At 59.5% G+C, this 22,332-nt stretch carries 23 protein-coding genes; 11 read left to right on the forward strand and 12 right to left on the reverse strand.

Features of this window, described 5'->3' with window-relative positions; genetic code table 11:
• Positions 1–78: 78 nt before the first annotated feature.
• Positions 79–831, reverse strand: a complete 753-nt coding sequence (locus ACO6TG_RS03775; protein WP_422376933.1) for a substrate-binding periplasmic protein — start codon at positions 829–831, stop codon at positions 79–81.
• Positions 832–957: 126 nt separating this feature from the next.
• Positions 958–1,707, reverse strand: a complete 750-nt coding sequence (locus ACO6TG_RS03780; RefSeq protein ID WP_422376934.1) for a substrate-binding periplasmic protein — start codon at positions 1,705–1,707, stop codon at positions 958–960.
• A 475-nt stretch (positions 1,708–2,182) separates the two neighbouring features.
• Here ACO6TG_RS03780 and ACO6TG_RS03785 point away from each other — a divergent pair, with 475 nt between their 5' ends.
• Together ACO6TG_RS03785 and ACO6TG_RS03790 are read left to right on the forward strand one after the other, a co-directional pair.
• Positions 2,183–3,721, forward strand: a complete 1,539-nt coding sequence (locus tag ACO6TG_RS03785; RefSeq protein WP_422378835.1) for a SulP family inorganic anion transporter — start codon at positions 2,183–2,185, stop codon at positions 3,719–3,721.
• A gap of 154 nt (positions 3,722–3,875) precedes the next feature.
• On the forward strand, positions 3,876–5,690 hold the full coding sequence (locus tag ACO6TG_RS03790; RefSeq protein WP_422376935.1) for an adenylate/guanylate cyclase domain-containing protein: 1,815 nt from the start codon (positions 3,876–3,878) through the stop codon (positions 5,688–5,690).
• A gap of 85 nt (positions 5,691–5,775) precedes the next feature.
• On the opposite strand, the gene ACO6TG_RS03795 is transcribed toward ACO6TG_RS03790, so the two are convergent.
• Positions 5,776–6,375, reverse strand: a complete 600-nt coding sequence (locus ACO6TG_RS03795) for an MAPEG family protein (RefSeq protein WP_422376936.1) — start codon at positions 6,373–6,375, stop codon at positions 5,776–5,778.
• 178 nt (positions 6,376–6,553) lie between these two features.
• Between ACO6TG_RS03795 and ACO6TG_RS03800 the strand changes: the two genes are divergently transcribed.
• The 4 genes from ACO6TG_RS03800 to ACO6TG_RS03815 all read left to right on the forward strand — a co-directional run bounded on the left by ACO6TG_RS03800 (position 6,554) and on the right by ACO6TG_RS03815 (position 8,506).
• Positions 6,554–6,988 carry a curlin gene (locus ACO6TG_RS03800; RefSeq protein WP_422376937.1) on the forward strand — a complete coding sequence of 145 codons (435 nt, stop codon included), beginning with the start codon at positions 6,554–6,556 and terminating at the stop codon, positions 6,986–6,988.
• 78 nt (positions 6,989–7,066) lie between these two features.
• Positions 7,067–7,456 carry a curli-like amyloid fiber formation chaperone CsgH gene (gene csgH, locus ACO6TG_RS03805; protein ID WP_422376938.1) on the forward strand — a complete coding sequence of 130 codons (390 nt, stop codon included), beginning with the start codon at positions 7,067–7,069 and terminating at the stop codon, positions 7,454–7,456.
• A 26-nt stretch (positions 7,457–7,482) separates the two neighbouring features.
• Complete coding sequence (locus ACO6TG_RS03810) at positions 7,483–7,887, forward strand: curlin (RefSeq protein WP_422376939.1); 405 nt, start codon at positions 7,483–7,485, stop codon at positions 7,885–7,887.
• 235 nt (positions 7,888–8,122) lie between these two features.
• A complete protein-coding gene (locus ACO6TG_RS03815) occupies positions 8,123–8,506 on the forward strand; it encodes a hypothetical protein (protein WP_422376940.1) in 384 nt (127 codons plus the stop codon).
• 29 nt (positions 8,507–8,535) lie between these two features.
• Here ACO6TG_RS03815 and ACO6TG_RS03820 read toward each other — a convergent pair whose 3' ends face one another.
• Both ACO6TG_RS03820 and ACO6TG_RS03825 read right to left on the reverse strand, forming a co-directional pair.
• Positions 8,536–8,829 carry a hypothetical protein gene (locus tag ACO6TG_RS03820; RefSeq protein ID WP_422376941.1) on the reverse strand — a complete coding sequence of 98 codons (294 nt, stop codon included), beginning with the start codon at positions 8,827–8,829 and terminating at the stop codon, positions 8,536–8,538.
• 195 nt (positions 8,830–9,024) lie between these two features.
• Positions 9,025–10,410, reverse strand: a complete 1,386-nt coding sequence (locus tag ACO6TG_RS03825) for a homospermidine synthase (RefSeq protein ID WP_422378836.1) — start codon at positions 10,408–10,410, stop codon at positions 9,025–9,027.
• A 52-nt stretch (positions 10,411–10,462) separates the two neighbouring features.
• Between ACO6TG_RS03825 and ACO6TG_RS03830 the strand changes: the two genes are divergently transcribed.
• Complete coding sequence (locus ACO6TG_RS03830; RefSeq protein WP_422376942.1) at positions 10,463–11,299, forward strand: hypothetical protein; 837 nt, start codon at positions 10,463–10,465, stop codon at positions 11,297–11,299.
• A 246-nt stretch (positions 11,300–11,545) separates the two neighbouring features.
• Here the strand turns inward: ACO6TG_RS03830 and ACO6TG_RS03835 are convergent, their stop codons facing one another.
• The 3 genes from ACO6TG_RS03835 to ACO6TG_RS03845 form a co-directional block, all read right to left on the reverse strand.
• Positions 11,546–12,097: a GNAT family N-acetyltransferase gene (locus ACO6TG_RS03835; RefSeq protein WP_422376943.1), complete on the reverse strand. Its 552-nt coding sequence runs from the start codon at positions 12,095–12,097 to the stop codon at positions 11,546–11,548.
• A gap of 11 nt (positions 12,098–12,108) precedes the next feature.
• Positions 12,109–13,239: a type III PLP-dependent enzyme gene (locus ACO6TG_RS03840; RefSeq protein ID WP_422376944.1), complete on the reverse strand. Its 1,131-nt coding sequence runs from the start codon at positions 13,237–13,239 to the stop codon at positions 12,109–12,111.
• A gap of 517 nt (positions 13,240–13,756) precedes the next feature.
• Positions 13,757–14,647: a LysR family transcriptional regulator gene (locus ACO6TG_RS03845; RefSeq protein ID WP_422376945.1), complete on the reverse strand. Its 891-nt coding sequence runs from the start codon at positions 14,645–14,647 to the stop codon at positions 13,757–13,759.
• Between the two features lie 104 nt (positions 14,648–14,751).
• On the opposite strand from ACO6TG_RS03845, the gene ACO6TG_RS03850 reads away from it, so the two are divergent.
• The 3 genes from ACO6TG_RS03850 to ACO6TG_RS03860 all read left to right on the forward strand — a co-directional run bounded on the left by ACO6TG_RS03850 (position 14,752) and on the right by ACO6TG_RS03860 (position 16,334).
• Positions 14,752–15,042 (forward strand): putative quinol monooxygenase, encoded by a 291-nt coding sequence (locus ACO6TG_RS03850; RefSeq protein WP_422376946.1) that lies wholly within the window; start codon positions 14,752–14,754, stop codon positions 15,040–15,042.
• Positions 15,043–15,396: 354 nt separating this feature from the next.
• Positions 15,397–15,954, forward strand: a complete 558-nt coding sequence (locus ACO6TG_RS03855; RefSeq protein WP_422376947.1) for a thioredoxin family protein — start codon at positions 15,397–15,399, stop codon at positions 15,952–15,954.
• Positions 15,954–16,334 (forward strand): VOC family protein, encoded by a 381-nt coding sequence (locus tag ACO6TG_RS03860; RefSeq protein ID WP_422376948.1) that lies wholly within the window; start codon positions 15,954–15,956, stop codon positions 16,332–16,334. The genes ACO6TG_RS03855 and ACO6TG_RS03860 overlap by 1 nt, the downstream gene beginning before the upstream one ends.
• A gap of 268 nt (positions 16,335–16,602) precedes the next feature.
• Here ACO6TG_RS03860 and ACO6TG_RS03865 read toward each other — a convergent pair whose 3' ends face one another.
• Positions 16,603–18,252, reverse strand: coding sequence for a pyridoxamine 5'-phosphate oxidase family protein (locus tag ACO6TG_RS03865; RefSeq protein ID WP_422376949.1), 1,650 nt, complete (start codon positions 18,250–18,252; stop codon positions 16,603–16,605).
• Positions 18,253–18,326: 74 nt separating this feature from the next.
• Positions 18,327–18,947: a glutathione S-transferase family protein gene (locus ACO6TG_RS03870; RefSeq protein WP_422376950.1), complete on the reverse strand. Its 621-nt coding sequence runs from the start codon at positions 18,945–18,947 to the stop codon at positions 18,327–18,329.
• Between the two features lie 166 nt (positions 18,948–19,113).
• On the opposite strand from ACO6TG_RS03870, the gene ACO6TG_RS03875 reads away from it, so the two are divergent.
• Positions 19,114–20,010 (forward strand): LysR substrate-binding domain-containing protein, encoded by an 897-nt coding sequence (locus ACO6TG_RS03875; RefSeq protein ID WP_422376951.1) that lies wholly within the window; start codon positions 19,114–19,116, stop codon positions 20,008–20,010.
• 2 nt (positions 20,011–20,012) lie between these two features.
• Here the strand turns inward: ACO6TG_RS03875 and ACO6TG_RS03880 are convergent, their stop codons facing one another.
• A complete protein-coding gene (locus ACO6TG_RS03880) occupies positions 20,013–21,620 on the reverse strand; it encodes a HAMP domain-containing sensor histidine kinase (RefSeq protein ID WP_422376952.1) in 1,608 nt (535 codons plus the stop codon).
• Positions 21,617–22,330 (reverse strand): response regulator, encoded by a 714-nt coding sequence (locus ACO6TG_RS03885; protein WP_422376953.1) that lies wholly within the window; start codon positions 22,328–22,330, stop codon positions 21,617–21,619. The genes ACO6TG_RS03880 and ACO6TG_RS03885 overlap by 4 nt, the downstream gene beginning before the upstream one ends.
• Positions 22,331–22,332 lie beyond the last annotated feature (2 nt).

The following is a 22,332-nucleotide window of genomic DNA, read 5'->3' on the forward strand; positions in this document are numbered from 1 at the left end:
ACGCTGCATTGAAAAGCACAGGTTTTCCTGCACCGGGGCCTGCCAGTCGGCGATCAGGAGGCAATGATCTTTCGAGGGTCAGGAATGGGTCCCGTAATAATCTTGCGAGATCTGTTCGACAAAACCTTCATCGACGAGCTCCTTGACCACCTTGTTGAGGAGATCAAGTTTCTCGGCCCAATCGGATTTTTTCGAGACACCAAGGTAAAGGTCGACGGAATTGCCGGGAACGTACGGCGTCTTCTCGATCTTTCCGGCAAAGCCCTGTTCCTTGATGAAATAGTCGACCTGGCAGTCGGTTCCGATCATGACACCGAAGCGGCGGCGCATCAGCATCTCGATCAGGATCTGCTCCTGGGCAACACCCACCTTGTCGAGGGACTCGTCATTGTCGAACCGGTCGAAATAGGCGGAGTGCAGCACATAGCCGACCTGATGGTCCGCCAGGTCCTCATAGGTCTGAATTTTATCCGCAAGGCCCGCAATCGTATAGAACGCGGTTGAACACTTGAAATAGGGCGTGTCGGTATAGGCGATGTATTCGGCGCGTTCATCCCTGTAGGCCAGGCCTGTCATCACATCGACTGAGCCGGACTGCATCGATGTCAGACCGCGTCCCCAGGGCATCTTGGAAACGGTCAACTCCGCACCGGCGCGGCGAGCAACTTCATCGATGAAATCGAGATCAAGTCCCACAAGGCCATGTTCGGTCGAAATCCGGAAGGGTGGCCAGTCGTCTGTGGCCATGACCATATTGTCAGCGCGCGCGGGGAGCAGAGCTGCTGCGAACACCGCAAGAACAAGAAGCAACCTGATAGAGGATACAAGCAAATCAACAACCTCCGGTTACATTTTTATTTGTTGTTTTCTCTGATTTGGAGGATAGCAGCAACAACAGACCCAAAACATTGTAACTTTTGACCGGAACACCAAGAAGTTACCTAAGTATTTCGAGCCTCACTGCTTTTCTGCATTCAACGCTGGACTGACGCTTCCCATCATGGCGGTTATCTCGGCATCAATCAGGGCCTGCAACTCTCCTGTTTCGCGCATATGTCTCAGTACCCGTGTCAGTTTCGGGACGAGGTGGGCGTGCTTTTCATGAAGGAAGTGATAGAGGTTCTCCCTCTCCAGGGGCGGATCGAGCTCTTCAATTCCCTTCAAGCCCAACTGCTTTGCTGCGATACGGCCTGCAACGGACGCGCTGACAACCGCCTCCAGATGACCGGCGGCAAGCATTCCGAACAACTCGGTGTTGGACCCCGCCTTCCAGACGTCGTCAAAACCTTGCGTGAGCTGGGCAAGTTTTACGGCTCCCGCCAGATGACCAATCCGGAGCGTGGACAGATCCAGGACGGCTACTTCTGATACATCCGACTGGTTGACGAAGACCGTAATCGCAAATTCGATCAGGGGCACGTCGACCCGCAGAAGCGTCGGATGCAGGTCGCCAATAAGCTTGAAGCGGACAACTTCACCATCCAGAACACCTGCCGAGGACTGAAGCAGGCCACGCTTGCCGGAGGTTTTGTAAATGTCGGCCTCAATGCCAAGGCGTCCATAAGCCTCTTTTAAGATGACAGCGCCTATTCGCCCGTTTGGCGTGTTTTCAATCGTTGCAAAAACAAGCCGTTCCTGCGCCTGTGCCATCATTGAGGAGGCGAGAAGGAAGACGACGACAAAAAAGGGTCCGAGACGCCAGAGCAACACTATCCCCTCGAGCACACAGGCTATGTCCGGCTTCCAACGGTTGCTTCGCGGAGAAACTAGCTGTCATGTCCCGGGCTTTGCCTTGACCGCTCCTTTGAGCGGCCTCTTTGCACGCTGAAAACAAAGATAAATGAAATTGTTTACAAAAGGGAAAAACGCAATCTATTGACAAACATTACGTAAAGAAAGGAAAATTAATAGTTTAATCTACCATAAATTCAATTCTGAATTGCACAAAGTTACGCTTCTTCGAAGGTAATCGAAATACGAGGGCACGCCTGGCGTCTGCATAGCAGCTATCCGATGGCAACCTTGCTGCGTTGCAAAAAATCAACTAAAAGGTCGCAGCTTGATTTTGGTCAAGGAGTCAGACGCGGGCAGATCTGGCACCGGCCTTCTAAACCACACGAATTAACTGGAGCAGCTCGTGTCAGCACGCGCGGAAGGCCTTGCGCCTGTCAAACCTGTAAAAATGGATGCCATGCGCATCAAGACCGAGCTTCTTGCCGGTCTGACCGTGGCCCTTGCGCTTGTGCCGGAGGCGGTTGCCTTCGCCTTTGTCGCGGGTGTCAATCCGCTTGTCGGCCTTTACGCAGCGTTCTTTGTCGGTCTCATCACCGCCTGCATCGGTGGCCGTCCGGGCATGATCTCCGGCGCGACCGGCGCCCTCGCCGTGGTGATGGTGTCCCTGGTCGCCCAGCACGGGGTTGAATACCTGTTTGCGACGGTTGTCCTGATGGGCGTGATCCAGATCGCTGTCGGCCTGCTCCGGTGGGGCAAGTTCATCCGCATGGTGCCGCATCCGGTCATGCTTGGTTTCGTGAATGGTCTGGCCATCGTGATTTTCCTGGCCCAGCTCGGCCAGTTCAAGGTGCCGGACGGCGCCGGAGGTCTGGCCTGGATGACCGGATCCCAGCTTTACCTGATGCTCGGCCTGATCGCCCTGACCATGGCCGTGATCTGGTTCCTGCCACGGTTCACCAAGGCCTTCCCGGCCCCCCTGGCCGGCATCCTGGTCGTGACCGGCCTTGTTCTCGGCTTCGACCTCGACACGCGATCGGTGGGCGACCTCGCCTCCATCGCCGGTGGCCTGCCCGAGTTTCATATTCCGATGGTGCCCCTGACCTGGGAAACGCTCCAGATCATCTTCCCTTATGCGGTCATCCTGTCCGCGATCGGCCTGATTGAATCCCTGCTGACGCTGAACCTTGTTGCTGACCTGACCAACACCAAGGGCGGCGCGTCCAAGGAATGTGTTGCCCAGGGCACTGCCAATATCGTCACCGGCTTCTTCGGTGGCATGGGCGGCTGCGCCATGATCGGCCAGTCGATGATCAACGTGAAATCTGGTGCCCGCACCCGCATCTCCGGCATCGCGGCCGCGCTCTTCCTGTTGTCCTTTATCGTGATCGCCTCGCCGCTGATCGAGCAGATCCCCGTTGCAGCGCTCGTCGGTGTCATGTTCATGGTGGTGATCGGCACCTTTGCCTGGGCCAGCCTGAAGATCGTGCACAAGATCCCGCTCACCGATGCGCTGGTCATGGTCGTGGTCACCTGTGTGACCGTCTATGCCGACCTGGCTGTCGCCGTGGTTGTCGGCGTCATCATCTCGGCGCTCGCCTATGCCTGGAATGCCGCCAGCCGCATCGACGCGCGTATCGGCACCAGCAAGGAAGGCTGGAAGGTCTATCGCCTCAGCGGCCCGCTGTTCTTCGGCTCCACCACCGGCTTTGTCGATCTGTTCGATCCGCAGAAAGACCCGGAAGACGTGGTCGTCGACTTCATCGACAGCCGGGTGGTCGATCACTCGGGCCTGGAAGCGATCGATGCCCTGGCGTCCAAATACGAAGCCGCCGGCAAGCGTCTGCATCTGCGGCACCTGTCGCCTGACTGTCAGAAACTGCTGCACAAGGCCGGTAATCTTGTGGAGGTCTCCGTTCTGGAAGACCCCGACTACGAAATCGCCGTTGATTACGGTCACACGTTCGATCCGCAGGAAAAGACGTCCTAGGCCTGACCACCGACTTGAAAACCGGAAAAGCCCGAGCGGTCAGCCGCTCGGGCTTTTGTTTGAGGCATGTCCACGGTCCCGCATTGCCCTGACCGCCGGAATTTGGAACAGATACACAATGTGAAATCCACCGATCCTGATCCGGGTTGCCATTGTGTCTCGACAAACGAAACTCTTCATCACGCCGACACTTGCCACCGTCATCGGAACATTTGTTCTGATCACGGCAGCCGCCATTCTGCTGATACAGGCCTTTACCTCTTCGACTGTCGTGCGCCAGCTCGGGGGAGAAATTGTCGACATTGGTATGGATTCGGCCGAGATCGCTTTTGTCGAGCAGCTTCACGCGGTCACCGAGGCCTCCGAATACACGGCCCTTTCCTGGGAAGCCGGTGAGCTGCCCTTCGACGACCCAGACCTGCTGGTGACCTATCTTTTTGGTGTGCTGGCACCGGTCCAGCAGGTTTCCTTTCTGGTGATGGTCGACGACCAGGATTTGGGCGTGGATGTTGACCGAGGAGATGCCGACGGAAAACTGCTCGGCGGTGATGTCGATCTTGCAAAAGACATTCCCGAACTCATCAAGCTGACTGACCAGGCCAGACAAGACAAAGAGCCGTTCTGGAGCGCTCCGCTTTACATGAAGGAGCGCAAACACACCTATTTCGTCTATGTCCGGCCACTCTATGAGGACACAACATATCGCGGCAGCCTGATGGTTGGCATGTCTCTGGACAGGATGTCCGAAATCACCTGGTACATCTCCACCGACGACATCAATGTCTTTCTGATGAAGGAAGACTCCCATGACATCATCGCTCACCCGACGCTCGATCAGGCTTTCGACTCCTTGAGCGAATCCATGCCGCTGTTTCCGGTCAAGCACGTGCCGGATGCCTTTCTCGCCAGGTTCGAACAGATGCCGAAACTGGACAATGCCTCCTTCGATCTTGGCGAGGATCTCGATCTTCATGTCGGTCATACCGAAGACGGTCAGAAGCGGTTTGTCGTTCTGGAACAGAAGAACGAGAACCTGCTGGGGTTGCCAGCGCGGATCGGCGTGCATTTCCCGGCCGAATTCCTGGACCAACCGTTGCAGCAGGTCCTGTTTGCCGTCCTGGTAGGGACCGGACTGCTGTTCATCTCGCTGATCGGCGCCGTTCTACTGGCTCAGCGGATTGCACGGCCGGTCCAGCGTGCCTCAAGCGCTGCCAAGGAGGTCGCCAACCTGAACCTTGCCGCTGTCCCGCCGCTCCCTTCCAGCGTGATCCGGGAACTGGACGACCTGTCGAAAGGCTTCAATGCCATGGTCGGCGGGCTGACGGCGTTCAACCGATATGTGCCCACAACTCTTGTGCAGAAGCTCTTGAGCGAGGGCCGTGCCGACGCCCCGCCGGAAGAGCGCGAGGTGGCGGTGCTCTTTACCGATATTGCCGGTTTCACGTCCGCTTCTGAAGGCATGTCGGCGACCGAGACGGCCGCCTTCGTCAACCACCATCTGTCGCTGCTAGGTGCCGAGATCACAAGGGAAGGCGGCACCATCGACAAATATATCGGCGACAGCGTCATGGCCTTCTGGGGCGCTCCGGAACGGCTGGAAAATGCGGCGGCCCCGGCGGCCAGGGCGGCACTTGCCATGGCCCGCGCCGTCATGACCGACAACCAGGCCCGTATCGAACGCGGTGAACTGCCCGTTCGCTTCCGCATCGGGCTTCATATGGGGCCGCTTGTTGTCGGCGACATCGGCGCGCCTGAGCGCGTCAACTACACCGTGATCGGCGACACGGTGAATGCCGCCTCGCGCCTGGAAAGCCTGGGCAAGGAAATCGATGCAACTGCCGAAGTCGTGATCCTGGCCTCCGAGGAGATCGCTAGGAAACTGGGAGAAGACCTCGCACAGCAGCCAATCGGGCCGCAAAAGGTCAAGGGAAAAGCCGAACCGCTCAACGTCGTCCGGCTACTCGTTTGATCCCCGCAAGTTCCATCAGGTCTCTGTGCAGGGCGCTGTCGGCGAGGCTGATTGATCGATGCCTGCAGACCCTGGTCCGGCTTCTTTAATGAAGCAGAGCAAGCACAAGATAGCTTGCCAAGCCATAAAGGCTCAGGAGCCCGAGGCTCATGAATGCACCGCGCATCCCGGACCTACCCGAGAGATACGCATAGGAATAACCGAGCCGGGCCAATCCGAATCCGCCGATCCAGGCAACGACTGCCGGGAATGACGGCGTCACGAAAGCCATCAGCCCGGCCAGGAACACAAAATAGACGGCGTTCTCGGTGGTGTTGCGATGGGCGTTCTGACACCGCCCGACTTCCGCTATCCCTTCCGCCGACGCTTTGGCGCTCTCCTTCCGGGCTGCCTGCCATTCCTCGGGCGTCGCATACAAATCGTACCGGCTTCTGGTCAGCTCGGTCTGCGTCATCAGCCAGGAATGGTTGACCAGCAGCAAAACGGCTGACGCCGCCAAAACCGCTACAACCTCCTGCGATGGCAACGCCATGGCGAGCGGAGCAATACCGAGCAGAAACACGTTCGCGGCAAGGGCGATCAGCGTCAGTGCAAAGGGATAGACAATGACGACAAGACGCAGCCGCCGCTTGCGCTCTACTTGCTCAATATTTGGAGCGGGACGTCCCTCCTGAACCTGCAACATCTGAAAAATTCCTCCGAATAACACGCACAAGATAAGGGCTTTTGGGCCTGAAACCAGACAGAATCGGCTCGATGAACACTTCCTGAATGCAACATTCAGCGTCGGTTCCGCGCATGCCGGTTAGCGTCCACCTGTCTTCAAAACAACGGCACAGCCGACCCGACAGGAGTTCGTTCAAATGTTTCGCAAGCTGATCATTACCACCGCCACTGCCCTGACCTTCTCCGCCGCCGCCCTGCCCGCAAGCGCCAACGGCATCAATATCGAGCAATTCGGTTTTGGCCATGTCACCGGCGGAACCCAGAACGGCTTCGACAACCTGATCGGCATCTTCCAGGACGGCCATCACAATGAAGGTCTCAGCCGACAGTTCGGCAACGGCAACACGGCCGCTATCGGCCAGACCGGCGCTCACCATTTCGCGGACACCTGGCAAAACGGCTTCGGCAATTCCGCAGGTGTCGGCCAGTTCGGAACCGATCACAATGCAATCATGACCCAGGACGGCAACGGCAACATCGCCGCCGGTGTCCAGGTCGGACATGGCTGCGACGCCTCTGTGAACCAGGCCGGCTCCGGCAACGTTGCCGCATTCGTCCAGACCTGCCCGTAAGCCGGGTCTTCCCTGACCCTTCCCGCATTATCGGTGGCCACTCCATGGCCACCGAAGCGACCCTGAGGAGCCCCTCTCATGCGCAACTTTGCAAAAATCGGATTTCTGGCTGTGGTCGCCGCGACGGCGGCCGCCTGTCAGGCGGTGTCCGGATCGAACGCCCAGGAAACGGACTATCAGTCCGCCTGCACCATTGAAACGCTTTCAACATCAGGCGCGACGGTCCTGACCGGCATCGCCAGAGGCGTTCAAGGCGAGACAGGTCTGTACAGGCTGACGCTCAAGGGCGGCGATGGCCGCAACAGCACCAGCACTAGCCAGGGCGGCGCCTTTGCCATCGGATCGAGCGGTGAAGCAAAAACCGGCACCATTCGCCTTGCCAGCTCCGGCGTCTACGACGCAGACCTGCAGATCTCGCTCGCCGGCAAGACACATTCCTGCAGCAAACGCATTGGCAACAACATCTAACTGAACGCGATCCAGGAGCTTCTTCAATGACTTACAAGATCAAATCCCTGTCCGCCGCAGCCGTGATCATGAGCGGCCTGTCCACCTCGCCTGCCCTTGCCGGTGGATCTTTTTCCTTCACGTTGAATCCTCAAAACCACGAGCAGCAGCAATTGATGCGCGCTGGCCTGATCGCCGCCGGCATTGCCAACGAGATGAGCAAACAGGGCGGAATCAAGCAGAACGGTTTCGGCAACGCGGCAGGCATCCTGCAAAACGGTTTCGGCAATCACGGCATTCTTGTCCAGGACGGCAACGGTCATAACGGCACCATTCAGCAGCATGGCAACAATCATGCCTATGGCCTGTTTCAGTTCGGCAAGAACACAAACGGCCATGTGGTGCAAAACGGCTACGGCCAGACCGGAACAACGTTCCAGTTCGGCTGGTAATCAGGTGGCACCATTGCCCCGCCCCACTGCCTTCCGCGCCCCAACGGGTGCCGCCAATTGCCTGACAGCAATCCGGCACCCGGCAAATAGGGCAACAAAAAGATTTGTTTGCGGACCTCTGGCATGTGTATCAATCAATCCCCATCTGCTCCTTCAGCGTTGATTGCTCCTGAACAATATCAATGAACTGACGGCGTCCGGCAGCCCCTTCTGCCCGGAGCACTGAGAGCGGAATATGCAACACTTCGACAAAGTCTGGACCTTTCTGTCCACCTACCACATCGCCGACGCGGGACTGCTGCTGCTGATCACGGGCCTGTTCTGCGCCACCGTTTATGCCTATCTGCGTGTCTCCGGCTTCTTCCAGTCCAGACGCCGCCGGGGTTTCTTTTCCGGGGATGGAATGGCCTTCGCATTGGCGGGCGCCCTGTTCCTGGCTTTCACCGGCAGTTTTCTGGAAATCTTCGCGTTGTCTTTCCGTTTGCCATTCGGTGCCTACCCCGACCTTCTGATCGGTCTGGGGGCCGTTGCCGCCGCCGTGGTCCTGGCGCGGCTGCTGGCACTGAAGGTCGCGAACCGGAAGCTTCAAAAGGCGGTCTCCGACCAACAGCCCACCTGACACGAATGAAACTGCGGGGCGCAAGCCCCTCAGCCCGGGACAGCCGGGACGGCGCGCCGCAAATCAGGCTCGTCATGGATGAAGGTAACGTTGAGCGTAACCCGGATTTCAACAGACGGGGCCCCGGCCGTGCCGGTCACCTTTGCCACGGTCTCCCTGCTCTCCTCATCGAGACGCACCTCTAACGGCTCGAGCTTGTCAGCCAGGACCTGAAGTCCTTTGACGGGAAGTTCAAGCTTGAAAACCGTTGCGATGTTGGACAGCAACGTGTGACCTTCGACCCAACCACCTGAGTGCAAAACAGCGTCATTCACCTCGGTCATCACCTGGTGTCGATCTTTCCGGGTCACCCCCGAAAGCATGATGATCCTGTTCCTCAAACGCCCTGTTCCAAAATCTTTGCCGGAGAGCATTCCGATCTGGCGGATTGCCCCTCTATCCTGCCCAACGGGGGAGACACCGCCCATTGGGGCGGTGTCTTCAAAAACCTATCTTTGGGCGAGACGTCGCTGTCAGACTTATCGCACAAGGATGTTGCGGAACTGCCAGGGGTCCTTGGTATCAATGTCTTCCGGATAAAAACCCGGCCGGCCTTCCAGCGGTGTCCAGTCGGTATAATACCCCTTGACCGGACCGAGATAGGGCCGCTGGATTTCCAGGCAGCGCTTGTAGTCCATCTCGTCGGTTTCAACGATGCCGGCTTCCGGATTCTCCAGCGCCCAGACCATGCCGGCGATGACGGCGGAGGTCACCTGCAGGCCGGTGGCGTTCTGGTAAGGCGCCAGCTTGCGTGTCTCTTCAACCGAGAGCTGGGATCCATACCAATAGGCATTTTTCTTGTGGCCGTAGAGCAGGACGCCGAGCTCGTCGATGCCATCCTGAAGTTCATTTTCGTCCAGAACATGAAGCTTCTGCTGGATCTTGCCAGCCGACCCGAACAGTTCGTGCAGCGACAGAACCGCGACGTTGGCGGGGTGATAGGCATAGTGACAGGTCGGACGATAGCTGACCTTCTTGCCCTCGCCGACGGTGAAATAGTCGGCGATGGAAATCGCTTCATTGTGGGTTACCAGGTAGCCGTACTGGGCACCCGGTGTCGGGCACCAGGTTCTGACGCGCGTATTGGCGCCCGGCTGTTCCAGGTAGATGGCTGCCTTGCAGCCCTTCTTGTGTTTCCTGGCGTTGGACGGTTTCCAGGTTTCATGGGTCCCCCAGCCGAGTTCCGCCGGCTGAAAGCCTTCTGACAGAAAGCCTTCCACGGACCAGGTGTTCCAGAATTCACCGGCCGGTTTCGGTTCCTTGGCTCGCTGGGTGTCGCGCTCCGCAATGTGGATTCCCTTGACGCCGACCTTCTTCATCAGCTTGCCCCAGTCCTTGCGGGACTTGGGCTCCTTGAACTTGACGCCCGTCTCCGTGGCAATGTCGACCAGGGCCTGTTTCACGAACCAGGAGACCATGCCCGGATTGGCGCCGCAGCAGGACACGGCTGTTGTACCGCCCGGTTTCCTGGCTTTTTCCTTGCGCACGGTTTCGCGCAAGGCATAGTTCGTCCGGTCCGCCGCAGAAGCGGTCTCGTCGAAATAAAAACCAAGCCACGGTTCGACGACGGTGTCGATATAAAGTACGCCGAGCTTGCGGCAGAGCTTCATCAGATCGAGCGACGACGTATCGACCGACAGGTTGACAACAAACCCTTGCCCCTCTCCTTCGGTCAGGAGCGGTGTCAGGATGTCCTTGTAATTGTCCGGCGTCAGCGCAACCTTTTGGAACGCGTAGCCACGGTCCGTGACCAGCTTTGCGTCCGTGTCGACCGGGTCGATCACGGTGAAGCGGGAGGCGTCGAAATTGAAGTGCCGTTCGATCAGCGGCAACGTGCCCTTGCCGATGGAGCCCAGACCGATCATCACCACCGGACCGGTGATGGTGCCGTGAATCGTCCCTTTCGCAGGTCCCGCTTTGGCTGCGGGCTTTCTGGCAGGTGCTTTTGCAGCTGTAGCCGGCTTTGCCACCGTTGACTTGGCCGACGGTTTCGCAGCAGCAGGTTTCTGCGTCGCCGGCTTCTTGGCGGCCGCTGCCGTCTTTGGGGCTGCCGGCGCCTTGGCGGCCGGCTTTGCGGTTGCCTTGACAGTGGCCGGTTTCCGGGTGGCTGCAGGTTTTCTGGCGGTCGTTTTCATGGGCGCAGCCGCTTTTGTCGCGGCGGGCTTGCTCGCTGCCTGTTTCGCAGCAGGCGTTTTCGGCGTGGCCGGTTTCCGGGCAGCTGCATTTGTCTTTGTTGCGGCCGGTACCTTGGCGGCTGCCCTTGACGTGGCTGTCTTGGTGGTGGCCGCCTTGGTGGTGGCCGCCTTGCGGGTTGTGGCTGGTTTCTTGGCCGCCGCCGTTTCTGACGCTGCCGGTGCCTTTGCGGTCGCAGTCTTTGCCGCCGCAGGCGGTTTTGCGGCGGTCTTCGTGGCAGCTGCCTTGGTGGCAGCCGGTTTCCGGGCAGCGTTTGACTTGGTGGCTGCAGTCGTTTTGGCTGCGGCTGGCTTTGCAGCTGCCGGCGGTCTGACCGCAGACGACGTTTTCGTGGATTTGCTTGAAGCGGCCCTGGCGGCCGGTTTCGCCGCGGTCTTCGCTGCCGCAGACGGTTTGGCGGCTGTCTTGCGTGACGTGGAGCTGGCCGATTTGGCAGCGGCTGGCTTGCCCGTTGCCGCCTTCGTCGCCGGTTTACGCGCCGTAGCCGGTTTCCGAGCTGGTTTCTTTGGCACGCCGCCGTTGCTGTCGTCGGTCATTCTCAAGCTCCAATCTTGTCCATGATCGCCGCCCCCTCTCCTGGAGCTGGGTCCGGCCCGCTGGGAATCCCTTCATTCACCAAAGCGCACTTAATGCGCCTTTTCTAAGGTGTGACCGGTTTCTGCTGAAATTTCAAGTCTTGCGTCCGCTTTTCCTGGTCAGGACGATCAACAGACTTTTGCCTGTTTGTACTTCTCAGCAAACAAAGTCAGTCAGGAAAACGTAAGAGATGGCGGCGAAGAAATCACAGCCTTCCGTCGGGACTGCAAGTCAAGCAAGCTTTGATACCGGATAAAGATCTTGGGTCGCTGCAGTCGGTCCTGCAAGGTCTGCAAGCCCGGCAGCTGACAGCGGACCGTTCAGGCCAGCCAGATGTCCAGCCGCAAATTCAAGGCCAAGAAACCGCTCCCGGGAAACCGGACCCGGCAAACTAGCCTCGTCCAGCCGCCCCGCCTCGAACCCGAAACGCGTGTAATAAGGCAGATCGCCGACCAGGATCACCGATCCGTGGCCATGGAGTGCGCACTGGTTGAGCGCATGACGCATCAACCGGTCTCCCACCTTGCTTCCCCGGCAGGCCGGGTCGACGGCAAGAGGTCCGAGCAACAGACATAGTTTGCCGTTGCGGTCCGCCACAGACCAGAGCCTTACCGTGCCGACCAGCCTGCCAGATTCGTCCAACGCTGAAAATGCGAACACGGGCAGACGGCCCTCACGCAAGCGCTCCGAAGTTTTTGTGAACCGCTCGTCGCCGAAACAAAGGTCGAGCAGCGCTTCGCGGGCGCCGGCGTGAGCCGGCACCTCCTCGACAATGTCGATCATGGCAGGAGGCCTCAGATGACGTGGGATGCCAGCGGCGCGAAACCGTTGAAGCCAACCGTGGAATAGGTGGTCGTGTAAGCCCCGCAGGCTTCAATCAGCACCTTGTCACCGATGGAAAGGCTAACCGGCAAATGGTAGGGCGTCTTTTCGTAGAGCACGTCGACACTGTCGCAGGTCGGGCCGGCCAGCACGCAAGGTTCGGTCCGGTCGCCGTCGCGGGCAGTCCGGATCGGGTAGCGGATCGCCTCGTCCATGGTTTCGGCCAGGCCGTTGAACATGCCGATGTCGAGATAGACCCAGCGGGTTTCATCCTGTTCGGATTTCCGCGAGATCAGCACCACTTCGGCCTCGATCATACCGGCATTGCCGACCATGCCGCGGCCCGGCTCGATGATGGTCGACGGCAGCTGGTTGCCGAAATGCTTGGTCAGCGCATGGAAGATCGCTTCGCCATAGCTCGGCACACCCGGAATGTCTTTCAGGTAACGGGTCGGGAAGCCCCCACCCATATTCACCATCTTCAGCTCGATGCCGCGCTGCGCCATTTCCTTGAAGACCCCTGCCGCCATGGCGAGAGCGAAATCCCAGGCTGAGAGGTTGGCTTGCTGGGAGCCGACATGGAAGGAGACGCCATAGGCGACGAGGCCGAGACGGTGCGCGTGCTCAAGGACGTCGGGCGCCATGTCCGGGTCACAGCCGAATTTGCGGGAAAGCGGCCATTCGGCGCCGGCACCGTCACACAGGACCCGGCAGAAGACTTTGGATCCCGGAGCGACGCGGGCGATCTTTTCGACTTCTTCAACACAGTCGACGGCAAAGAGGTGGATGCCATGCTGATAGGCGCGCGCAATGTCCTTCTCCTTCTTGATGGTGTTGCCGTAGGAAATGCGGTCGGCGGTGGCACCGGTGGCCAGCACCATTTCGATCTCGCCAACGGAGGCGCAGTCGAAAGAGGACCCCAGGCTTTCCAGGAGCGACAGGATTTCCGGTGCCGGGTTGGCCTTCACGGCGTAGTAGATGGACGTGTCCGGGAGGGACCTGGCAAAGGCTTCGAAGTTCTCGCGCACAATGTCGAGATCGACCACAACACAAGGGCCATCGTCGTCCCGTCGGCGGAGGAAGTCGCGGATACGGTCGCTCATGGGGAATTCCCCTTTCTCAAATCAATCTGCAAACGCGCATCAAGTCGGTTGGCGCGCAGCAAGTCACGTCGCAGGGTGCTGCGGAACGCACCGGGCCTCCCCCGGGATGGAACCGGAGGCCGGGTTGACCGCAGCGACGGTTGGGCCTTGCAGCTGGGACCAGCGCAAAACTTTCCCGCGTCGGGAATGCCGTTGATTGGATCGGAGAGACCGAGCCGCACGTCGGGCAAGGATGTAACAAGTGCCTCTTCAGTGACCCCGGAGGTTGGAAACCCCGGCCGAGACTAAAAAAGCCCTCTTACGTCGTTGCTTTAAGCCGTCCGGACCTGCAGCCCGCCCCTTGGCGGTTGAATTGGCTGCTGCCCCTTAAGAGATGCCTTGTGAGACACCCCATGAACGACCACGGGCACGTGCGAATTTGGGCAGCGCGTGTATGCGCCCGTTTGTCCGATGGCGCAAGGAGAAAATCTTCGTTTCAGATATTTTTTTTCCGCTGGTTAATCGGCCCGCTCAAACACTAGCCAAACGTTTTGAAGGCCGCGGTGACATGATCCGCAAATGCCTTCACGCGTCGCGGCGCAGCCTTGCCGGGTGGAAAGAGCAACTGCAAAGGCGCAGTCGACATTTCAAATTCGGTCAGCAGCTCGCACAGACGTCCACTGCGCAGATCCTCCCGAATATCGAATTCGGATTTCAGCATCACGCCGCGGCCTTCCAGTCCCCATTGGCGCACCAGCGCGCCGTCATTGGCAACGAGAAAACCGGGCACCGTCACGGCCTGCCTTGAGGCGCCCGATCCAAACACCCACAGATTGTCGATGTTCTGGCCGAACCGCATGATCAGACACCGGTGACTTTTCAGATCTTCCGGTGTGGTCGGGGCTCCGAACCTGTCGAGATAAACCGGTGCTGCACAGACGATGCGCCGCTTGGCGGGCAGTGCCCGCACCCGGAGCGAGCTGTCTCCGATCGCCCCGAAGCGCACCGCAAGGTCGAGGCCGGAGCCAACGATGTCCACATAACCGTCTGACAAGGTAAGGTCGATCGAGATGCCCGGATGTTGCTCCTGAAACGAACGGATGGCTTCGGAGATAATGGTCCGGCCGAGATCATTAGGTGCGCTCAGGCGGATCTGGCCTGATAGTGTCCGGGCACCGAAACGAATCCTGTTTTCAAGATCCGAAACCTCCTCCAGCACGGGTTTGGCGCCTTCAACCAGCATGCGCCCTTCTTCGGTAAGACTGATGGAACGTGTCGTCCGATTCAACAAGGTGACGCCATAATGACCTTCCAGCGCAGCAAGCCGTTCTGAAACGGTCGTCGGGGACACCCCGATCTCCCGACCAGCGGCAGCCAGGCTGCCTTTTTCCACGATCAGCAGGAAGAGTGAGATGTTGTCGAGCAGCATTATACGGAAATTCCGGATTAACAATCCGATTTCTGACCGTTTATCCGACAATGTCAAGCGGCTACTCAATGAACATCAATGTTCAGACACCAAGGAGACAGGCCATGACCAAACTGACCATCGTTGCCAATATCAAAGCACATCCGGACAAGATCGACCTTGTCAAAGCCGAACTGCACAAACTGATCGACATCACACGTGCGGAACCCGGATGTCTCAATTACGACCTGCACCAGGACAATGAAAATCCGGCACATTTCATGTTCTACGAAAACTGGGAAAGCCGCGAGCTTTGGCAGACCCACATGAATGCTCCGCACCTTGCGGCCTACATGACTGCAACAGAGGGCGCCGTAGCCGATTTCACCTTGAACGAGATGACCGTGATCGGCTGAACCGGCAATCACTGAAACGAGATTTGTTGAAAATTCTCGTCGAAACTCTTTACGGTCAGGCCTCACCAATTTGATCGAAATGGCGCGACAATCGGCAACAAGCTGCAAGGAAAAGCAGGCTTGCGGCAGTTGATCAAACTCGTTTGTGAACTCTTGCGACATAAGGTGAATTTGAGAGGCGAAGTCGTTGCAAATCTTGGGAAGTCGGACGGTTCCCGCAGTATTGCGCCTCGTCTCCGAGCAAATTTGTCCCTATCATTTCACTCAAACTAATGGGTCCTGACCCTAAGCACTGGGAAGCCGGCGCGCCGGCTTCTATTGTTCGATGAAACGCATCAGCGAAAAGAGGTTCCAATGGCTGCCCTAAACCCTCCGGTCTGCGATTTCGACTGGCAGGCACCCCATTTCCAGTTGCCCGCAACAGATGGCGGTCTGCACAGTCTTGACAGTGTCCGGGGTGAGAACGGCACGCTGGTGATGTTCATCTGCAACCACTGCCCGTTCGTGCTGGCCATTCTCGACAAGATCGTTCGTGATGCGGATGAACTGAAGCAACACGGCATCGGTGTGGCCGCGATCTGCTCCAACGATCCGGTCGCCTACCCGGCGGACAATTTCGAGAACATGCAGAAGATGGCCCTGGAGCGCAGCTTTTCCTTCCCCTATCTGCACGATGCCGATCAGAGAATTGCAAAGGCCTATGGCGCCGTCTGCACGCCGGACTTTTTCGGGCTCAATAGCGATCACGGCCTGCAGTATCGTGGCCGTCTGGACGCAACCCGCATGGGGGCTTCCTCCCCGGACCTGCGTCGCGAGCTTTTTGAGGCGATGAAGCAGATTGCCGAAACGGGCAAGGGCCCGGCCGAGCAGGTCCCCTCCATCGGCTGCTCGATCAAATGGAAGGCAGCCTGATGCAGATCGGCAAACTGGACCATGTCAACCTGCGCACGACGCAACTCGACGCGATGATCGCCTGGTACGGTGACATCCTGGGCATGAAGCCCGGTCCGCGTCCGGATTTTCCCTTTCCAGGTGCCTGGCTCTATGCTGGCGACGCGGCCGCCATTCACCTGGTCGGCATCGACGGCGGCCCGGCCGTCGGGTCGGAAGAGCGGCTGAAGCTGGAGCATTTTGCCTTCACCGCGACGGGCGCCGAAGCCTTCGAAGCCCGGCTCAAGGAGCGTGGCGAGACCTACCGCCGCTCCGTCCAGCCCGGGTTCGGCAGGGTCTCGATCAATGTCTGGGACCCGGATGGAAACCACATCCATATCGACTTCGCACCGGAAGAGTGACGAGCAGGTTCGAACGGCAGCTGACATTTTCAATTCGGCACTTACGCGAACCACCGGTGTCACCCCGGACAAGCGAAGCGCAGATCCGGGGCCCACTCGCCGCAAAGCTTGCTGAAACTGATCGAAACTCTTCCAACACGTGCTGCAAAACAGCAGCGCTCTGGAAATGAGTAGGCCCCGGGTCTCGCTTTGCTCACCCGGGGTGACACCGGTGGGTAGCAACGCGGGATACGGAGCGACGGGTCCCAGGATCTGGGCCTTAACTCGTTCAAAACGTCTCGAACGAGATCCTGTCCTCCGGCACGCCATGCCGCTGCAGGTCTGCGGTCACTTCAGCCAGAAATCCGGCCGGACCACACAACAGGTAGCGCGCATCGGGCTGGCTAACGAGGTCAATCAGAAACTTACCTGATACCCTGCCCTGCGTGTCGAAGGAGCGCTTTTCCAAATCGATCGCTGATGGCTGGCTGTAGACGCTGTGCAGCTGGATGTTCGAACGCGTCGACGCGAGCCTTGCGGCCTCTTGTCTGAACGGGTGATGGGCTCCGTCACGCACACCCTGCACGAACCAGACTGGCCGTGTGTCGCCGGCAGAGACAAGTTCGTGCAGCATGCTCATGAGCGGCGTGATACCGATCCCGGCACCGACCAGAACCAGCGGTGCAGCATCCTGCGGCAAAACAAAATCACCCGCCGGCTTGCTGCTGCCAATGATCGAATCGACTTCCAGCGCATCATGCAGAACCCGCGACACCAGCCCTCGCGGTTCGCGCTTGACCGAAATCCGATAGTGCCTGTCCGCTGGTGAGCCGGACAACGAATAGCTGCGCTGAACCTTGCCGAGATCGCCGGCAAGATGCAGTTCGATCGGCAGATGCTGGCCCGCCCGAAACGGGGACAGCGGGCCGCCGTCGCGGGATTCAAGGTAAAACGATGTGACATCCGCGCTCTCCCGGACCTTGTTGACCAGGCGCAGGTCCCGTGCTGATGCCGCGTCCTCCTGCCAGCGCAGGCGCAGCATGGAGCGCAGCTCCACGATCTCGTCGATTTCCAGCGTGATCAGCTGGCGCGCCCCCGGCACTCGAGCAACGGCGCTGGAGTCCCAGTCGATGCTGGCCCGGCCAGTCACTTGCAAGAGGCTGCCGGAGGCAAAATCGACGAACAAGAAGCCCACGCGCGGGTCCTTCAGGATATTGCCAATCGTGTTGTAGAACCGGTTGCCGGCATAGTCCGGAAAGCGCAGGGTTCTCTCGTCCAGGACCTCGACAAAACCGGCCTCGCCGCCACGGTGCGAGATGTCCATGCCGTAGGCGGGATTGTCGTCCTCGCCCCGATAGCCGGAAGCGATGAAAAACGTGTCGGCAGCTCTGATCCAGGCTTGCTGGCTCTCCGTCAACGCGGCGCCCCGGGTCGCTGAACCCTCGGGTTTATCCGGCGACCACCAGTATTTGCGGGCACGGATATATTGCGGGCAATTGCCAAAGGACTGGCCGAGCGCGAAACGGATACCGCCACCATCGTTCGCCGCCACCCGTCCATTAGCCCGGTTGCGGCGGCGCGTTGCCAGCTCGATGCCGAGGAGGCCGATATCGGCTCCCTCTGCAAAAGCCCCGTCCAATGCATCGCCAGTCATAGGACGGGCCGAGATGTCGAGCGTGGTTGCTTCCGGCGACTGCACAAAACCCGGGCCGCCCTCTAGAAGCGTGGCCCACGGCCGTCCCTCGCCGTCCCGACCGGAAACGACAAGAAACGGCTGTTGCTCGAAAAAGACCCTGTGCTGATCTGGCATGAAGCTGCGAATGGCGCCACTTGCCCAGCGCTGCACATCGCTGTCACCGAGCTTTGCCTGCACATGACGCTCACCGTCGTGAAAGGGCGACGCGGCCGTTTGTGCTCTGGTCTGGTCTGGGTCAAACATGTCCGATCCTCACAGGTTTCAGGAATGGGTTTGGGGCCGGAAGTCTCGGAACACGTCCGGCCCTTTGATCGCACTCAGGCAGCAAGCCCGACCGGTGTTGCCGGCATGGCGACAAAGCCCGGCAAGGCCTCGACGCGCTTCAGGAAAGCCCGGATGTTGGGATAAGGCTCCAGCGAGACATTTCCTTCCGGTGCATGGGCGGTGTAGCTGTAGATCGCGACATCGGCGATGCTCGGCCGGTTGCCGACCAGCCAGTCGCGGCCGTCCAGAAGCCCCTCGAGCAGATCGAACGCATAGGCCGCGATCCCCTTGGCCTTGTCGGCATCAAGCTGCGCGCCGAACACGGTCACGAGGCGCGCCGCGGCCGGTCCATTGGCGATTTCATTGGCCGCCAGCGACAGGTATCTCTGGACAAGCGCCTCTTGCGCCGGATCAGCCGGCAACCAGTCCGGGGCGTATTTACGGGCAAGATAAACAAGGATCGCGTTGGAATCGGCCAGGACGAAGTCGCCGTCCTCGATCACCGGAACCTTGCCGGCCGGATTGAGTGACAGGAACGGCTGCTGCTTGTGCTCACCGGCTGCAAGGTCGACCTTGATCAGCTCGTGATTGAGCCCGGCAAGCCCGGCAAAGAGCTCGATCCTGTGGCAATGGCCGGAGAGCGGAAAGGTGTGAATGCGAATGGCGTTGGACATGACGGTCTCCATTTGACTGAACTTTCGCGGCGGCGGGGTGGTCCTGCCGGATCCGCTGACCGCAATATGTCACCCAACGCCATCAGAGATAATCCTCGACTTCATTCAATGATTGTGAACAAATTGAGGACAATACGAGTATTCGATTTCCAAACGGAGACCGGCCTTGGACAAGATCGAAACCATGCGCGCCTTTGTGGCAGTGGCGCAGGACCAGTCCTTCACCGCAGCCGGCAAACGGCTCGGACTGTCGACCAAACTGGTCAGCAAATATGTCCAGCACCTGGAAAGCCAGCTGAAGACACAGCTCTTCAACCGGACGACGCGCAGCGTGTCCCTGACCGACGTTGGAACCGCCTACCTGGAACGCTGCCGGCCGATCCTGGAGCAGATGGACGAGCTGGACGATCTCGTGCGAGAAAAACAGGGCGCACTGGCCGGTCCGATCCGCCTGACCGCTCCGACCGGATTTGGCAGCACCAAGCTTACGGAGGCGCTGATCCCGTTTCTGCAGGCCCATCCTAGTGTCGAACTTGACATGAAACTGACCGACAGCCGGGTGTCCGTCGTCGAGGAAGGTCTCGATCTGGCGGTCCGGATCGGCGCCTTGCGGGACTCCGCCCTGATTGCCCGGAAACTCGCCGACATGCCGCTGGTCTTGAGCGCCTCCCCGGACTATCTCAACCGCAACGGCCGGCCGCGCAGCCCCGAGGCGCTTGCCACGCACACCTGCCTTGTCAACAGCAACCAGATGGAACCCAATATCTGGCGTTTTTACAGAAGCGGCAAGGAGCATGTGATCCGCATGCAGGGCGCGGTCACGTCCAATTCACCGGCCGCCCTTGCCCGGATGGCCATTGGCGGTCTGGGCATAGCCATGTCGCCCTTCTATCCGGTCGAGACCGCACTGCGCGACGGGCAGCTGGAACGGGTCCTGCCGGATTATGCTACCGACACCTATGGCGTCTATGCGCTTTACCCGCCCAACCGGCACCTGACGCGGCGACTGAGAGCCCTGATAGACCATCTGGCGGCTGAGTTCAGTGCACGATGGACTGACTGACATCAGTTCCGCATCGGAAGCTCCAGCTCGAAACAGGCACCGACATTGTCTGCCGGCAGCAGGCTGATCGAAGCGCCGTGGGCTTTCAGAAGGGCCTGGATGATGCCGAGCCCCATGCCCGTACCGCCACTGTCACGCCGCGTGGTGAAAAACAGATCGAAGATCTGATAGGCGTTGCCGGCGGAGATGCCTTCGCCATTGTCCTGTACCCTCACCTGCAGATGCTGACGGTCCGTCGTTATCGAAATCGTGACATGGTCAGCCCCGTGACGCATGGAATTGTCGATCAGATTTTCAAACACGATCCGCGCATTTTCCGCCGACATCGGCAGTCGGGCCTCTTTCGGGCACGCGATCTGAACGCCTTCAAAACGGCTTCGCAGGTCGGCAACGACCGACGCCAGCTGGCAGGCCCCCGCAATCTCGACACTGTCCGCCCTGGCAAGCTCACGCAGCCTGTTCAAAAGCAAGGACGCCCGGTCCGTGTCGCGCAGGATATTGTCCAGGAAACGCGCCCGGTCCGCGTCGCTGAGGTCACTGCCGCCATCTTTCATCAGCTCCGCTGTGCCCTGGATCGCGGTCAGCGGCGACTTCAGTTCATGGGTGACGTGATTGGCGAAGGTGTTGATGTAGTCGTTGCGCTCAAACAGCTTGCGCGACATGTCGAGCATGCTTTCCGACAGCGCGTGGATTTCCCGGTTGCCGTGGATGGCGAGCGGCTTCAGGGCGTCGCGATCGCCGGCACCGATCTGGAGCGACCGGCGGGTCAGGGCCCGGATCGGTCCGGAAATCGCGCGCACGAAAATCAGGCCGACGATGAAGGTCGCGCCCAGCACAAATAGAGCCAGCCAGAAGACCGCTTCCCGCTTCAGGAACAGTTCCTTCAGGATGTTGCTGGGCGTGCGCGAGGCATAAACAACGCCCGCGACCTTGTTGTCCACGATGATCGGCATCGCGATGAAAACGCGGACACTGGTGCCGCGGCTGATGGAATAGATCGGCTGCGGGTTGCCGACAACCCGCTCGCGCAAGGCACTGGCATAGCGGCCGGTCAGCGCCTGTTGCACCTCTTCGACATGAGCGAGGGACTGGCCCAGCTCGTCGCGGCCCGCGATCACCGTACCGTTGAAATCGAGCAGCCGAAACCCGGCCAGGGTCAGCTTCTGGGTTTCAAGCAGGATCTGGTCGAGATGGCCTCCGGTCTCCTCATAGACCGGATGCACGGCCTCCGTTGCCGGCAGCGGATCGGGCCGGCCCGGCAAAATTGGCGTCTTGGTCAGATCGAGACGGGTCAGAACCGGGGTCCACCCCCCGGTCAGATATTGAACGACAAGACCGCCGCGGTAGGACTTGGCGGGCGCACTGGCAACGGCCTCGCCAAGTGGCAGATCGGTGCCACCAAGTTCCTTCAGCCGCTGCGCGGTCGCCGCGGCAATTGCGGCCGACTGGGTAATCAGTTCAGCTTCCGTCGTTTCGATCAACTGGTTTTCATAGACCCGGAAAAAAAATATCCCCGCCAGCGGCACCAGCAGCATGATGCCGAGGACGGCCGCCACCACCAGAAACAGGGGCGGCCGCCATTTGTCGGGGAACGTCCGGGAGAGGGTCATGCGCTTTCAATCCGGCAGGGCCCGAGACGAAAGCCGACACCATGCACCGTTTCAATCGCATCACGGCACCCAGCGCCGGTCAGCTTGGCGCGGATGTTGCGGACATGGCTGTCTATGGTCCGGTCCGAAACGTGGATGTTGTCCTTGTAGGCCTGCTGCAGGATCTGTTCCCGGGAAAAGACGATCTTCGGCCGTGCAAGCAGCGTGGCGAGGATATCGAATTCGATCGCGGTCATGGAGACGGGAGCCTCGCCCGCCGTCACCTCGCGCTGAGCCTTGTCGAGGCGCAGGCCGCCATGCTCCAGCACGGGCGCCTCCTTGCTCTCCTGGTCTTGGACGGGCGCACCATAGCGTTTCAGGATCGCGCCAACCCTGGCAATCAGCTCGCGCGGGCTGAACGGTTTGGTGACATAATCGTCTGCCCCGAGTTCCAGACCCACAATCCGGTCGATTTCATCGTCCCGTGCCGACAGGAACAGGATCGGCACTTCGGAGGTCCGGCGAAGGTGCCGGCAAACATCGAGGCCGTCCATTTCCGGCAGGCCGATATCGAGCACGATCAGCGCAGGATCATGGAGCGTTGCCTTGTCCAGCGCCTCCTTGCCATCGGCGGCCACTTCATAGCGATAGGAGGCTTTCTGGAGGGCGAAACAGATCACGTCCCGGATGGCCGGGTCGTCATCAACAACGAGAATGGTCTTGTCTTGCAATG

It is taken from the genome of Roseibium sp. (assembly GCF_965233565.1).
Classification (GTDB): Bacteria; Pseudomonadota; Alphaproteobacteria; order Rhizobiales; family Stappiaceae; genus Roseibium.

Bases quoted from the DNA above. Each gene is read 5' to 3' on its own strand.
- ACO6TG_RS03815 (WP_422376940.1), top strand. From the start codon at position 8,123: ATGCAACACTTCGACAAAGTCTGGACCTTTCTGTCCACCTACCACATC.
- ACO6TG_RS03865 (WP_422376949.1), bottom strand. From the start codon at position 18,252: ATGTTTGACCCAGACCAGACCAGAGCACAAACGGCCGCGTCGCCCTTT.
- ACO6TG_RS03870 (WP_422376950.1), bottom strand. From the start codon at position 18,947: ATGTCCAACGCCATTCGCATTCACACCTTTCCGCTCTCCGGCCATTGC.
- csgH (WP_422376938.1), top strand. From the start codon at position 7,067: ATGCGCAACTTTGCAAAAATCGGATTTCTGGCTGTGGTCGCCGCGACG.
- ACO6TG_RS03855 (WP_422376947.1), top strand. From the start codon at position 15,397: ATGGCTGCCCTAAACCCTCCGGTCTGCGATTTCGACTGGCAGGCACCC.
- ACO6TG_RS03800 (WP_422376937.1), top strand. From the start codon at position 6,554: ATGTTTCGCAAGCTGATCATTACCACCGCCACTGCCCTGACCTTCTCC.
- ACO6TG_RS03795 (WP_422376936.1), bottom strand. From the start codon at position 6,375: ATGTTGCAGGTTCAGGAGGGACGTCCCGCTCCAAATATTGAGCAAGTA.
- ACO6TG_RS03850 (WP_422376946.1), top strand. From the start codon at position 14,752: ATGACCAAACTGACCATCGTTGCCAATATCAAAGCACATCCGGACAAG.
- ACO6TG_RS03810 (WP_422376939.1), top strand. From the start codon at position 7,483: ATGACTTACAAGATCAAATCCCTGTCCGCCGCAGCCGTGATCATGAGC.
- ACO6TG_RS03840 (WP_422376944.1), bottom strand. From the start codon at position 13,239: ATGAGCGACCGTATCCGCGACTTCCTCCGCCGACGGGACGACGATGGC.
- ACO6TG_RS03820 (WP_422376941.1), bottom strand. From the start codon at position 8,829: ATGACCGAGGTGAATGACGCTGTTTTGCACTCAGGTGGTTGGGTCGAA.
- ACO6TG_RS03835 (WP_422376943.1), bottom strand. From the start codon at position 12,097: ATGATCGACATTGTCGAGGAGGTGCCGGCTCACGCCGGCGCCCGCGAA.
- ACO6TG_RS03785 (WP_422378835.1), top strand. From the start codon at position 2,183: ATGGATGCCATGCGCATCAAGACCGAGCTTCTTGCCGGTCTGACCGTG.
- ACO6TG_RS03825 (WP_422378836.1), bottom strand. From the start codon at position 10,410: ATGATCGGTCTGGGCTCCATCGGCAAGGGCACGTTGCCGCTGATCGAA.
- ACO6TG_RS03845 (WP_422376945.1), bottom strand. From the start codon at position 14,647: ATGCTGCTCGACAACATCTCACTCTTCCTGCTGATCGTGGAAAAAGGC.
- ACO6TG_RS03880 (WP_422376952.1), bottom strand. From the start codon at position 21,620: ATGACCCTCTCCCGGACGTTCCCCGACAAATGGCGGCCGCCCCTGTTT.
- ACO6TG_RS03860 (WP_422376948.1), top strand. From the start codon at position 15,954: ATGCAGATCGGCAAACTGGACCATGTCAACCTGCGCACGACGCAACTC.